Source organism: Streptomyces sp. NBC_01428 (assembly GCF_036231965.1).
In the GTDB taxonomy this organism is placed as follows: domain Bacteria; phylum Actinomycetota; class Actinomycetes; order Streptomycetales; family Streptomycetaceae; genus Streptomyces.
The window spans coordinates 8,296,170-8,309,576 of sequence record NZ_CP109499.1 but is presented as its reverse complement, the minus strand read 5'-3'; the positions used below and the strand labels follow the sequence as shown (position 1 = coordinate 8,309,576).

The window sequence follows — 13,407 nt, the reverse complement described above, 5'->3', positions numbered from 1 at the left end:
GCCGGTCGGCGGGGGAACCCCCCGCGCCGGCGCCCCTCCCCCGCGCCCTCGGGCGTCCCCGCCGAGGAGCAGTCGCACGGTGAACAGTCCTGAACCGACCGGCGCCGACGTCGACGAAGTGTCCGGCACATCGGAGACAGAACGGGCGCAGGACCCGGCGGACACGGGCAGTCCCTCGCCCGTCGGCAGGCTGGCGGCCACGGTCGAGCGGCTGCGCCATGAGGTGCGGGCGGCCCACCTGGAGGCCGACGGACGGGCGCTGATCGAGCTGGCCAAGGGCATCCTGGTCGAGCGGTTGGGCTGCGGCCCCGCCCAGGCGGCCCGTCAGCTGGCCGAGTTGGCCGGGCAGGCGAGGGTGCCGCAGCTCCAGCTCGCCGTCGAGATCATCAACCAGGCCGCGCACGACCGGCTCTCCGAGGTGACCAGCACCTTCCTCGCCGTCACGGCCGCGCGCGCGTCCGACGACGACTCCCCCGCGGTGCGGCTGCGCGCGGCGGAGAGCGGCGCCCTGGCCGCGAACGACACCCAGGCCGTCGCCGACTCCCTGCTCCAGCACGCGCTGGCCCCGCTCGGGGCCGTCGCCGTCGCCATCTGGGCGGCCGCCGCGGACGGTTCACTGTCCCTGGCGGGCAGCGCGGGGTTCCCGGCCGACGAGGCCGGACGCTGGCGCTATGTGCCACCGGGCGTGGCGACGATGGCGCGCCGGGCGCTGACCGAGCGGTCCACCCAGTGGGCCACCGCGCTGTCCGGCACCGGACTGCCCTCCATCGGGCACGCGGACCGTCCGGACGGCGGACGGGTGGCCGTCCCCGCCGGTTCCGGGGGCCGGGTCCACGGCGTGCTCGAAATCGCCTGGCCCTCCCCGCTGGCACCTCAGCCCCCGCAGGTCGTGCGGCAGGTCGAGGCGCTGGCGGAGCTGTGCTCGCACACGCTGGAGACGCACGTGCCGCCGGGCGAGGACCGCGAGGCGCGCGGAACGACCGAGGTCGCCGAACTGGTCGACCTGGTCGACGGGTTGCACGATCCCGCTCTCGTGCTGGTGCCGTACCTGGACGACCGGGGGCGGCTGGCCGACTTCCGTATCCGTCATGTGAACAGCCGGTTCCTCGACCCGGCGGGCCGGCCCCGGGGAAGTGTCCAGGGCGCGCTGCTGCTGGAGGCCTACCCGATGGCGGCCGGGGACAGCGAGCTGTTCCAGTGCATCGAGCGGGTGCATGCCACCGGGGAGCCGTTCCGGGCCCGCCGGATGGACCTCACGGCGCTGGTCGACCAGGTGCCGCTGTCGTCGGTGGCCGACATCAGCGTCAGCCGGCACGGCGGGGCACTGCTGTTCATCTGGCGTATCGAGGACGAGGCTGCGCGGCTGGCGAGCCTGCTCCAGCACGCCCAACGGCTCGGCAGGATCGGCGGGTTCGAGGAGAACCTGCTGACCGGCGAGACCATCTGGAACGACACCCTCTTCGACCTGTACGGCCGCTCCCCCTCGGCCGGGCCGGTGCCGTTGGAGGAGCTGTCCACGCACACGCATCCGGACGACGCCGTGACCATCGGCCGTTTCCTGCGGACGGTCCTGCACCACAGGCGGCCCGCGTCGGCCGCGTTCCGGCTGCAGCGGCCCGACGGGGTCACCCGGCACATCCGGATGGTGGCCGAGCCGGTGCTCGACGCCGAGGACCGGCTGTTCGTCGTCCGCGGCGCCTACCAGGACATCTCGGCCCAGCACTGGACCGAGGTCGCCCTGGCCGTCACCCGCGACCAGCTCGCCCACACCGAGCAGCAGGCCCACGAACGCAACCGGCTGACCCTCCAGCTGCAGCACGCGATCATGCCGCCCACCCAGGCTCCGCTGCGGGCGCCGGGGCTCCGCGTGGCGGTCCGCTACCGCCCCGCGGAGACCGAGCAGCTCGTCGGCGGCGACTGGTACGACGCCGTCGTCCTGCCCTCCGGTCTCGTCCTGCTGTGCGTCGGGGACGTCGCGGGACACGGCATAGAGGCCGCCACCAGCATGGTGGTGCTGCGCAACGCACTGCGCGGACTGGCCGTGACGGGTGCCGGACCGGGCCAGCTGCTGTCGTGGCTCAACGCCGTGGCGCACCATCTGACCGGCGGGGTCACCGCCACGGCGGTGTGCGGCATCTACGATCCGCGCCGCCGTGTGCTGCGCTGGGCCCGGGCGGGGCATCTGCCGCCGGTGCTGGTCCGTGACGCGGACGCGTCCCCGCTCCCGCTGATCAAGGGCATCCTGCTCGGTGCCGTGCCCGAGGCGACGTTCGAGGAGGACGAGGTGCAACTCGCCGTCCACGACACGCTGTTGATGTTCACGGACGGTCTGATCGAGCGGCGCGACCGCTCGGTGGAGGTGTCGCTGCGCCAACTGCTGCAGGCCGCGCGGACGACCTCCCGGACCCTGGACCACCAGCTCGACCGGCTGCTGACGTACAGCAGGTCCGACACGGACGACGACACGTGCATCGTCGGAATCCAGGTGGAGGGGACAGACCCCGGGGACGGCGCGGAGAAGCCGGGGGACGAGGCCGACGGGTCCGGAGGTGCCGTCGGCTGACGGGCGCCGTCCGGGACCGGAGAAGAGAGGCGGCCCCGCCGACAGCCGGGGGGGGGTGACTGCCTGCGGGGCCGCGAAGCTCGGGTCCGCCAGGGGGGATGGCGTCCTCAAGCTGTCTCAGGATGCTGGTGCCCCGCTCTCAGCGCTGTATGCACACGAGTTTCCGCGCTTCTTTCCCCCGGATGGAGCAGCATGGCGCGGCCGGTGCGGGTACTAGGGAGGTCTCCGTCCGTCCTTCCCCAGGGGCCTGTCTTGATCACATCCGTGCGCCGAACGCTCGTCATGCAGCTCGTCACCGAGACCACCGGGCGTTCCCCCGTCATGGCTCACCTCGCGTATCGCGCCGACGACCCGTTCGCCGTCACCATGACCTTCAGTCACGACGGCCTGGTGCTCGCCCGGTGGCGGCTCGACCGCGAGATGCTGGCCGAGGGGATCGAGCGTCCGGTCGGCGAGGGGGACGTGCGCATCGGTCCGCGGGCCACCGGCATCTGGCGGGAGGTGCGGCTGGAGTTCTTCGGCCGCCCCCACTCCGACGGCGGGCGGCAGCACGCGGTGGTCGTCGGGTGGGCCCCCGCGGTCCTGTCGTTCCTGGACGAGACCCACCGGATCGTCGCACCCGGCGAGGAACGCGTCTCCCTCGACGGGTTCCTCGCGGAGGTCATCGCCGGCAGCTGAGGCGATCCGGGGGCCGCCTGCCGGAGCGTGGTCCCCGTCGGCCTCCCGGCGCCGCGACCGCCGGAGCGCCGTGGGCGGCGGCGCGACGACCGGTCAGTGGGCGAGTTCCCCCACGTGCGGCACCACGCGGGTCAGCCGCAGGACACCCCACAGGACGAGCCCGGCTCCGGCCAGTTCGGGCAGCAGCCACCAACCGGTGCGGATGGTCTCGCCGAAGAGGAAGACGCCGAGGAACAGACTCACCGTCGCGTCGCCGATCGTGAGGGCGGGCTGCGAGGCGGCCAACGGGCCCGCCTGGAGCGCGTTCTCCAGCAGCAGCACGGCGCCGATTCCGGTGACGACGAATCCGTACGTCTGCCACACGCTCAGGAAGGCGACGAAGCCGTCGTCCTCCAGCGTGCCGACGGCCGACTTCAGGAGCGCGGCGGTCAGGGCGTTACTGATGGCCGAGGCCGATCCCAGCACGGCGGCGCGGAACAGCGGCGGTCGTCCGGGGCGTGAGACCGCGACGGCGACGGCGACCGCCGAGAGGCACAGGATCAGCATCGGGATCCAGCGGGCCATGGGGGCGGAGGTGTCCGCTCCCGACGGGTCGGCGGCGACGAGGACCACACCGAGACCGGCCACCACTCCCGCGACAGCCCACCAGCCCGCGCGCGGAAGGCTGCGGTGCAGCAGCGGAATGGCGATCATCAGGGCGAACGGAAGCTCCAGGATGAACAGGGGCTGGACCAGGGACAGGGGTCCGTTCACCAGCGCGAGGGCCTGGAAGAGCGCCGCTCCGGCCACGCCGGCGATGCCGATCAGCCAGGCGGGCTGCCGGGCGAGTTCCAGGATGAGCCGCAGTCCACCGCCCTCGGGGACACGGGCGGCCGCCTTGCGCTGGAACGCCGTTCCCATGGCGTTGCTGGCGGCTCCCAGCAGGGCGAACAGTACGGCCAGCGCTATCACCCCTCCACCATGCCCCGGGACGGCGGACCGTGGCATCCCGGGCACGCCGGTCGGACGGCCGCCCACCGAAAGCTCCCCGTGCGCTCACCAGGCGCTCCCCGGCGCCCCCCCCGGGACCTCTTGCGGAGCGGATACGGGCCGGGGACAGGGCCGGCGGGATGTGCTGGGGAAGCAGGCACGCACCGCTTCGTGTCCGCGGGCCGCGCACGCCCCGGCCGGGCGATGACGGTTCGCGCTGTCTTCCCCGACCGCGCGGGCTGTCGACCGGAACCGATGTCGTCAGTGAGGACGCCGTTCACCATGAGCGAGGAGGCAGAGTTCCCGGTCGCCGCCGGGAGCGCCCCGGAGCCGGAGGCCGACTCCGCCGTCCTCCTCGCACCACGAGCGGCCGCTGCCCGGCTTCAGCCCGGCCCAGCTCCGGGCGCTGGAGACCAGTGGCGTCATGGTGGGCCGATGGCTCTCCCGGCACCGGCGGACCGTCGTCCTCGACGCGCTGGCCCATCTGCACACGGCGGCCACCGCTCAGCGCTGAGCGGTGGCCTCGGGACGGCGTGTCACCCGCCGGGAGGGATCAGGGCCGGGCTGAACCGGCGCAGGAGCAGGCGACCCGCCCGGTCGCCGCCCTCCCGTGGTCCCCGCCGTCGGCGTACGCCGTCCGCGGCGGGCCCGTGGTGACCATGAGGTGGACGAAGGTCAGCCACACACCGGCCGCGACGGCCGCGAGGCGGAGCCTGCGTCGGCGGGCCGCCGACACCGGGTCGGGTCCGCCTGCGACCGGCAGGCCCGCCGGCCTCCTGGCCGGCTCCGTGAGCGGCGGGGTCGACAGGATCACGGTCGCGGGCGGTGGAGTCGCCGGGCGGGACGCCGACGCGTTGCGTGGCGGCGGAGTGAGCGCCCTCACCGGTGACGGGGCCGGGGCCGGGGCGACCGGGGTCCCCTCCTTCGGCGGGGCCGAGGCTCTCTTCCTCGGCGGAGCCGGGGTTCGCTTCTTCTGCGGGGCCGGGTCCGCGAGCGCCGCGGGGGCGAGACCCTGGGCCAGGCCGCTGAGGAACGCCGCGTAGGCGGCCCGGCGCCGGCCCGTGGGCGTGGTGCGGCCCGCCTCCCAGGAACGGACCGTCGCCGGAGTCACCCCGAACGCGGTCGCCACCTGCCGTTCGGACAGGTGCCAGGAGCGCCGCAGCCGGGCCCTGGCCTCGGGCGCCGGGAGAGGGGACATCCCGTCGCGGCGGCGCGGGTGGGACGGCATGGGATGCGACGGGTGCGCGAGGAGGTCGGTCGTCATGACCGTAGGACAACCGCACTCCAGGTCATGTGACTGTCTGTTCGCGCGGTCCACCCGTCCGCAGTAGCCGGCGGAGGGTGGCCCCCTGTGGTCCACTCCGGCGCCGAGTCGTCAGTCGACGGTGACGACCACGGAGTGCCGGCCGCTGGCGCCGTCCGGAATCGTCTGGGTGCGCTTCGCCGTCTGCACCCGGCCCGTACGGTCGGTGGCCCGCACGGTGAGGGTGTGGCCACCGCTCGTGGCCTGCCAGGGGAACGACCACTGCCGCCAGGTGTCGACGGTGTCCTCGGACGCCAGGCGCGCCTCCTGCCACGCTCCGTCGTCGACCCGCACCTCGACCTTGTCGATCCCCCGGTGCTGCGCCCAGGCGACCCCGGCGACCATGACGGTGCCCGCCTTCGGCCGCGCGAAGGGCTTCGGCGTGTCGATGCGCGACTCGGTCTTGATCGGTGCCCTGCGCGCCCACTTCCGCTTCACCCAGTACGGGTCGTAGGCGTCGAAGGTGGTCAGCTCGATGTCCTTGATCCACTTGCACGCCGACACGTAGCCGTAGAGGCCCGGGACGAGCATCCGTACCGGGAAGCCGTGCTCAAAGGGCAGCGGCTGCCCGTTCATGCCCACGGCGAGCATCGCGTCCCGGCCGTCCATCACGTCGTCCACGGGACTGCCGATCGTCATGCCGTCCACCGAGCGGGCCACCAGCTGATCGGCGGGACCGCCCTTGGACGGCGGCCGGACACCGCATTCGGCGAGGAGGTCGGCGAGCCGCACTCCGATCCAGCGGGCGTTTCCGACGTAGGGGCCGCCGACCTCGTTGGAGACGCAGGTCAGCGTGATGTTCCGCTCGATCAGCTCGCGCCGGAGCAGGTCGTCGAACGTGAAGGTCGTCGGGCGGGTGACGCCCTTGCCGTGGATCCTCAGCCGCCAGGCGTTCGCGTCGACCTTGGGGACCACCAGGGCCGTGTCGACGCGGTAGAAGTCGCCGTTCGGTGTCACGAAGGGGCTGATCCCGGGGACGCGGAGCTGCGCGCCCCCGGGGATGGGCCTGGCCCGGGAGGACGCGGCCGGCAGCACCAGTTTGTCGCGCGAGGCGACCGCGTCCTGGCCGCGGTTGCCGTTCAGCGAACGGCCCAAGGCTCCCGCTCCGGCCGAGGCCGCGGCCGCCGCGGTGGCCGCGATGATGAATCCGCGCCGGTCCCAGCCGGACTCCCTCGACGCGACGGCCGGGGCGGCAGCTCCGCCGGTCGTCGTGGAGTGGTTCTCGTCCGGCTGGGGGTCCGGCGCGGAGGGTGCCGGCCGGGCGACGGAGAGCCGTCCGACCAGCACGTACAGGAGGGCGGCGCCACACAGTGCCCCGACCACCGACGGCAGCGCGTCGGTCCAGCTCGTGGAGTCGGGGCGGCTGAGCGCGGCGGCACCGCCGATGACACCGAAGAGGAGCACGCCCGCCGCTCCGGCGCGGCGATGACGGACGGCGAAAGCACCGAGCACGCCCGCGAACAGGGCGAGGACGACCAGGATGCCGAGCTGGAGGACGAGCTTGTCGTTCGTGCCGAAATGCCGGATCGCCCAGTCCTTCACCGCGGGCGGCGTGCGGTCGATGGCCGCGCCCCCCACGGCGACGATCGGACCCGCTTCCGGCCGCACGAGCGCGGAAACCAGTTCGGCCATGGCGAGGGCGGCGAATCCGGCGAGAAATCCGCTCAGCGCACCGAGCGGGTAGCGCACCCAATTCTTCCGCGCATTCCGGTCCTTCTGTCCTGTCATCACGAGAGGAATCCGATTCCGGCGGCCCCGCGGATTGGTCCGGACGGGAAATTCACCTCGTACGACCATTTCCCCTGGGCCCGTCGGCGAGGGCGCCCCTGCGTCCGGACGGCCGCACCGGCCCGGTCCGGCCTCTCACGCGCGAAAGCCCAGCAGCGCCACGGGCGTCGAGGTGGGGTGGCGCGAACCCCCGGCGGGTTCGACGCTGACGCCCATTCCCGAGGCCGCGCCGATGTCTCCGTCGAGGACCACGGTGACGGGGTCGCGGGAGGCGTGGACGAGGCCGGCGGGCCGCATCACCCCGGCGTCGTTGAACCAGAGTTCGTACACACGTCCCCGCCCCGGTGAGGGGACCGTGTCGGCGGTGAGCAGGGCCCGGTCCACCTGGTGCGAGACGACCACGCGGGCGGTCGCGTCACCGGTCAGCGGCAGGGACTGGGTCTGCGCGTCCGGGGCGGCCAACAGGGCGGTGACGAGGGCCAGTCGGTGTTCGGCCCGGGCCTGTTCGGTACCGGCGCGCCGGTTCTGCAGGACGCTCCCGCCGCCGAACGCGAGGGCGGCGGCGACACAGGCCGCGAGGGTCCATCGCGCGGCGCGGTGCGAGCGTCCGGTGAGGGCCGGGATCCTCGTCCGCAGCACATGGCCCGGGACCTGTCGTGTTCCTTCGACACGCGTCAGCACGTCCTGTCTGAACTGCCCCCGCGGGCGCACCGTCGCGGCCGCGGCGAGACGGGCCGCGGTCTCCCGGAGCTCCTCCGCCTCAGTCGTGCAGATCGCGCAGGAGCCCAGGTGCCGCTCGAACGCGGTTCGTTCGGCGGGGTCCAGGGCGTCGAGCGCGTAGGCCCCCATCAGCAGATGCGGGTCGTTTCTCATGACGACGTCCGGGAGAGGACGGCGAAACGGAGACGCCCGGCGAACGCGGGGCGATCGGGCTCCGTTCCGGCCGGGAATGCACCTGCGAGAATTCCACGCGACATTCGGAGTCCTTTCCCGGCACACAGCCCATCGCCGGTAATCCGCAGCCGAGGCGTCCGCGGATTGGTGTGCGATTCCTCACCGTCCGGGTGAAGCTCCCCGCGCCGGGCACCCGAGGGGTGGAGCCCCGTCACCCCCATCCCCGTGGTGGCGGGGCTTCGCGCGCCCTCCCGGTGGACGTGTCCACCCGGACCGCCCGAGCGGACCGTGCGGCCGACCGGAATGCGCGGCCGTCCGGAATGGAGGAGCGTGGTGGCATAAGGAGGAGTGCCATGGCCACGAAGGCCGCGCCCGGTGAACGGGACGCTACGGACCGGAGCTGGCTGCGCGGCTCACCCCCTCCGCGCTGGGTACGGCTGCTTCCGATCGCCCTGCTGGTCGGCGTCTGCGTCGCCGAACTCACCACCAGTCACGAGTTGGACATCGGGTTCCTGCTCGGCGCCATCCCCTCGCTCGCCGTCCTGTCCTACGGTCCGGTGGGGACCGCGGCGTTCGGCGTGATCGTCGTGATCCTGCTGAACATCCCCGCCATCCAGCTCAACCGTCCCGGCAACACCGACCTCGTGACCATCGTCTTCATCGCGTTGCTCAGCGTGCTCGTGGCCCTGGTCCGCAGTCGCAGGGAACAGCACCTCGTCACCGTGCGGTCGGTGGCGGAGGCCGCCCAGCTCGCCGTGCTGCCCCCGCTGCCCGACCGGGTCGGACGGGTGCGCTGTGTGGGGCTGTACCGGCCGGCGCAGCGGGAGACGCTGGTCGGCGGCGACTTCTTCGACGTGCGCGACGGCCCCTTCGGGGTCCGGGCCGTGATGGGTGACGTACAGGGGCACGGGCTGTCCGCGGTGGGGACGGTCGCGTCGCTCCTCGGGGCGTTCCGGGAGACCGTCCTCGACCGGCGCGACCTCGTCGAGGCCGCGGCCCGGCTCGACCGCCGACTGGTGGTGGACTCGTCGGGGTCCGAGCACGCGGAGATGTTCGCGACCGTGCTGCTGCTGGAGTTCTCGCCCTCGGCGGACAGGGTGCGGCTGGTGTCCTGCGGACATCCGCGTCCGCTGCTGCTGCGCGGCGCGAAGGCCCTGGAACTCGACAGCGAGCCGGGGCCGCCGGTCGGCACGGGCTTCTTCGAGCTGTCCCCTCCCGAGTGCCGCACCGTCGAGCTGGAGCCCGGCGACCGGCTGTTCCTGGCGTCGGACGGTGTCAGCGAGAGCCGCGATCGGTCCGGTGCCTTCTACCCCTTGCCGGACCGCCTCACGACCTTCGCCGACGAGCCCGCGGACGCCCTCCCCGAGCGCGTGTGGAAGGACCTCACCGCCTTCTGCCCCTCGATCCGCGACGACGTGACGATGCTGGTCCTGGCACCGGTGCCGGGCGAGGGCGTGTGACGGGACGACGGCCCTCCTGCCGGCCGGGCCGAACCGCTCCCGACCCCCGCCCGCTCCCGCTCCCGCTCCCGCTCAGCGTGCCGCGTTCGCCGCGATGTCGCGTGCGGCGATGTAGCCGAACGTCATCGCCGGGCCGATCGTGGAGCCCGCGCCCGCGTAGCTGTGGCCCATGACGGCGGCGCTGGCGTTGCCCGCCGCGTACAGGCCGGGGATCGGTGTGCCGTCGGGGCGCAGGACGCGGGCGCGGGCGTCCGTGCGCAGGCCGCCCTTGGTGCCGAGGTCGCCCGGGACGATCCTGAAGGCGTGGAACGGGGGCAGCCACAGCGGGGCGAGGCAGGAGCTGGGGTGGACGGCGGGGTCGGTGTAGTAGTGGTCGTAGGCGCTGTCGCCCCGGTGGAAGTCGGGGTCCCTGCCGTTCAGGGCCTGGCTGTTGAAGCGGTTGACCGTGGCGCGGAGGGCGGCGGCGGGGACGCCGATCCGGCCGGCGAGCGCGTCGAGGGTCCACTCCTTGTACGCGGCACCGGAGGTGTACCAGGAGTCGGGGAACGGGAACGTGGGCGCGACGTCCTTGAACAGGTAGCGGTTGCGGTAGTTCTGGTCGACGACCAGCCAGGCCGGGATGTCCGGCGCGCTCGCGTTCCGCTCGTACATGGTGTGCACGACGTCGCTGTAGGGCCCGGCCTCGTTGACGAAGCGCGCTCCTGCCGCGTTCACCAGCAGGCCGCCGGGCAGGGTGCGTTCGGCGAGGCAGAAGTAGGGCTCACCGGGGAGCGGGATCGCGGGTCCCCACCACGCGTCGTCCATGAGGTCGAGGGCTGCTCCGGCTCGCCGCCCCGCCTGGATGCCGTCACCGGTGTTCTCCTTGGCCCCCACCGTCCAGTCGGTCCCGATGGGCTGCCGCTGGTACTGGGCGCGCATCGCGGCGTTGTGCTCGAAGCCGCCCGATCCGACGACGACGGCGCGCCTGGCCCGTACGAGGCCGGCCGCGCCGTCCCGGGTGACGACGGCGCCGGTGACGGCGCCGTTCTCGATGAACAGGTCGGACAGCGGGGTGTTGAGCCACACCGGAACCTGGGCGGCGAGCAGTCCGGCGCGCAGGCCGGCCGCCAGGGACTGGCCCATCGTGAGCGGTTTCTGGCCGAGCAGCGCGGCCTTGGTCCCTCGGGCGAGGCACGTCGTGGCGACGGCCGCGCCCTTCGCGCTCACGGCGGCGAGGGTGAGCCACTTGTAGTCGGCGCTGAAGACGACCATGCCGGCCGGGACGGCCATGTACGCCGGGTTCAGCCGGGCGAGTTCGGCGCCGAGGATGTTCCCGTCGAGCTGGTCGGGTTCCATGGAGCGGCCGGCCGGAAGGCCGCCCGGCAGCTCGGGGTAGTAGTCGCTGTACCCCTCCATCCAGCGGAAGCGCAGCGGGCTGTTGGCCATGACGAACGAGATCATGGCGGGCCCCTGGCCGAGGAAGGCCGCCTGCCGGTCGGCGGAGACGTCCGGTCCGACGACGGCCGCGAGGTAGGCGGCGGCCTTGGCCGGGGTGTCGGGGACCCCGGCGGCGAGGATCACCTGGTTGTTGGGGATCCAGATGCCCGCGCCCGAGCGGGCGGCCGAGCCTCCGAAGGTGGCCGCCTTCTCCACGACGACGCAGCTCAGACCCTGTTTCGCGGCGGTCAGCGCGGCCGTCATGCCCGCAGCTCCGGATCCGACCACGACGACGTCGTAGGTGCCGAGGGCGGGCAGGTCGGCCGCCGTGGCGCCGGTGGCCGTGGCGAGTCCGGTGGCGAGCGCGAGTCCGGTTCCCGTGGCCGCGCCGAGCACACGGCGCCGTGACGGGCGAGACACGGGGGCGGGGTCGGCAGGTCTGGCGGGGTAGGTGTGCGAGGACATGGCAGGTCGCTCCAGCAGGGCGGGGGAAGGTGGGGGTGTTGCGTGTTCCGGAGGCCGACAAGCCCCCGCCGTACCGGTTCTGATGCAGCGTCAGGAATTTCGCGCAAGGGTCTTGTGAAGTCAAGAGCGAACGGACCGGGCCCCGGCGGACCACCCAAGATCGGACACAAGTTACCAACTGGTATGTAGTGACTTAACAAGCCAGTAACAGTAGAACGTGTTCCCACTCATCCCAGAGTGAGGAGCGTCACATGAGTGACATCAACCAGCCCAGCAAGGATTCCAGAGGTGTCTCGCGCCGACGATTCATTGCTGGAACAGGTTCTATTCTTGGGGCCGTGAGCCTCGCCGGACGCGCCGTCGCGGCCCCGGCGCCGACCGTCACGGCCGCCGCCTCCATCCCCTCCGGAGCACACGTCCCCGTCCTGGTGATCGGCACCGGATACGGCGGCTCCGTCGCCGCCCTGAGGCTCGCCCAGGCGGGCGTCGACGTGCAGATGGTCGAGATGGGCATGGCCTGGGACACCCCCGGCTCGGACGGCAAGATCTTCGCCAACACGACCAGCCCGGACTACCGTTCGTACTGGCTGCGCACCAAGACCAAACAGCCCCTGAGCAACTTCCTCGGCTTCCCCATCGACCGGTCCATCCCCCGCTACACGGGAATCCTGGACGCCGAGGAGATGGGGCAGATCATCGTGTACCAGGGCCGCGGCGTGGGCGGCGGCTCGCTGGTCAACGGCGGTATGGCGGTCACCCCCAAGCGGGAGAACTTCGGCGCCGTCCTGCCGTCCGTGAACGCCGACGAGATGTACTCGACGTACTACCCCCGCGCCAACGCGAACCTCGGTGTGGGACTGGTGGACCCGGCGTGGTTCGACACGACCGACTGCTACCAGTACGCCCGGGTCGGCCGTAAGCAGGCCCAGCGTTCGGGCTTCCCGTTCGTGTTCGTGCCCGACGTGTACGACTGGGACTACATGAAGCAGGAGGCCGCCGGCACCGCGCCCAAGTCGGCGCTCGCGGCGGAGATCCTCTACGGCAACAACTACGGCAAGAAGTCCCTGCAGAAGACCTATCTCGCCCAGGCCAGGGCGACCGGAAAGGTCACCATCTCCCCGCTGCACAAGGTCACTTCGGTCTCCCCCGCGGCGGGCGGCGGTTACACCGTCCTGATCGACGAGCTCAACACCAACGGTGACGCGACGGCCTCCAAGACGGTCACCGCGGACCGGGTGTTCTTCGCCGCCGGAAGCGTCGGCACCAGCAAGCTCCTGGTCAAGCTGAAGGCGACCGGGGCACTGCCCTCCCTCAACGGCGAGATCGGGCAGGGCTGGGGCGACAACGGCAACGTCATGTGCGGCCGGGCCAACCACATCTGGGACCCGACCGGTTCGCTCCAGTCGAGCATCCCCTGCGGCGGCATCGACAACTGGGCCGCGGGCGGCGCGTTCGCCGAGGTCGCGCCCCTGCCCACCGGCATCGAGACCTTCGCGTCGTTCTACCTGTCCATCACCAAGAACCCCAACCGCGCCCAGTTCAGCTGGAACGCGGCCACGGGCAACGTCGACCTGAACTGGCAGACCGCCTGGAAGCAGCCCGCCATCGACATGGCGAAGTCCATCTTCGACAAGATCAACAAGAAGGAGGGCACGATCTACCGGACCGACCTCTTCGGCACGTACAAGATCTGGGGCGACCACCTCACGTACCACCCGCTCGGTGGTGCCGTCCTCAACAAGGCGACCGACAACTACGGCCGCCTCCAGGGCTATGCGGGCCTGTACGTGATCGACGGCGCGCTCATCCCGGGCAACACCAGCGTCAACCCGTTCGTCACCATCACCGCGCTCGCCGAACGCAACATCGAGAAGATCATCGCCACCGACCTCTAGGGCCTCCACGCCCTGGGACCGGCCGACATCCGCCCG

The 13,407-nt window shown here is 72.5% G+C and carries 9 protein-coding genes; 4 read left to right on the top strand and 5 right to left on the bottom strand.

What is annotated here, in order from left to right; all coding sequences use genetic code 11:
• Positions 1 to 118 precede the first annotated feature (118 nt).
• Together OG406_RS36235 and OG406_RS36230 are read left to right on the top strand one after the other, a co-directional pair.
• Positions 119 to 2,563: a SpoIIE family protein phosphatase gene (locus OG406_RS36235; protein WP_329191093.1), complete on the top strand. Its 2,445-nt coding sequence runs from the start codon at positions 119 to 121 to the stop codon at positions 2,561 to 2,563.
• Between the two features lie 282 nt (positions 2,564 to 2,845).
• The gene (locus tag OG406_RS36230; RefSeq protein ID WP_382751670.1) at positions 2,846 to 3,241 is read left to right on the top strand and encodes an SsgA family sporulation/cell division regulator; all 396 of its coding nucleotides are present in this window, start codon (positions 2,846 to 2,848) and stop codon (positions 3,239 to 3,241) included.
• A gap of 93 nt (positions 3,242 to 3,334) precedes the next feature.
• Here OG406_RS36230 and OG406_RS36225 read toward each other — a convergent pair whose 3' ends face one another.
• The 4 genes from OG406_RS36225 to OG406_RS36210 form a co-directional block, all read right to left on the bottom strand.
• Positions 3,335 to 4,192 (bottom strand): DMT family transporter, encoded by an 858-nt coding sequence (locus OG406_RS36225; RefSeq protein ID WP_164370171.1) that lies wholly within the window; start codon positions 4,190 to 4,192, stop codon positions 3,335 to 3,337.
• A 571-nt stretch (positions 4,193 to 4,763) separates the two neighbouring features.
• Positions 4,764 to 5,474: a helix-turn-helix domain-containing protein gene (locus OG406_RS36220; protein WP_329189918.1), complete on the bottom strand. Its 711-nt coding sequence runs from the start codon at positions 5,472 to 5,474 to the stop codon at positions 4,764 to 4,766.
• Positions 5,475 to 5,585: 111 nt separating this feature from the next.
• Positions 5,586 to 7,241: a sulfite oxidase gene (locus OG406_RS36215; RefSeq protein ID WP_164370173.1), complete on the bottom strand. Its 1,656-nt coding sequence runs from the start codon at positions 7,239 to 7,241 to the stop codon at positions 5,586 to 5,588.
• Between the two features lie 135 nt (positions 7,242 to 7,376).
• On the bottom strand, positions 7,377 to 8,114 hold the full coding sequence (locus OG406_RS36210) for an anti-sigma factor (protein WP_329189916.1): 738 nt from the start codon (positions 8,112 to 8,114) through the stop codon (positions 7,377 to 7,379).
• Between the two features lie 374 nt (positions 8,115 to 8,488).
• On the opposite strand from OG406_RS36210, the gene OG406_RS36205 reads away from it, so the two are divergent.
• Positions 8,489 to 9,595: a PP2C family protein-serine/threonine phosphatase gene (locus tag OG406_RS36205; protein WP_329189914.1), complete on the top strand. Its 1,107-nt coding sequence runs from the start codon at positions 8,489 to 8,491 to the stop codon at positions 9,593 to 9,595.
• A 72-nt stretch (positions 9,596 to 9,667) separates the two neighbouring features.
• Here OG406_RS36205 and kstD read toward each other — a convergent pair whose 3' ends face one another.
• Positions 9,668 to 11,407, bottom strand: a complete 1,740-nt coding sequence (gene kstD, locus OG406_RS36200) for a 3-oxosteroid 1-dehydrogenase (RefSeq protein WP_329191092.1) — start codon at positions 11,405 to 11,407, stop codon at positions 9,668 to 9,670.
• Positions 11,408 to 11,727: 320 nt separating this feature from the next.
• Between kstD and OG406_RS36195 the strand changes: the two genes are divergently transcribed.
• The gene (locus OG406_RS36195) at positions 11,728 to 13,371 is read left to right on the top strand and encodes a GMC oxidoreductase (RefSeq protein ID WP_164370177.1); all 1,644 of its coding nucleotides are present in this window, start codon (positions 11,728 to 11,730) and stop codon (positions 13,369 to 13,371) included.
• The last annotated feature ends 36 nt before the right edge of the window (positions 13,372 to 13,407 follow it).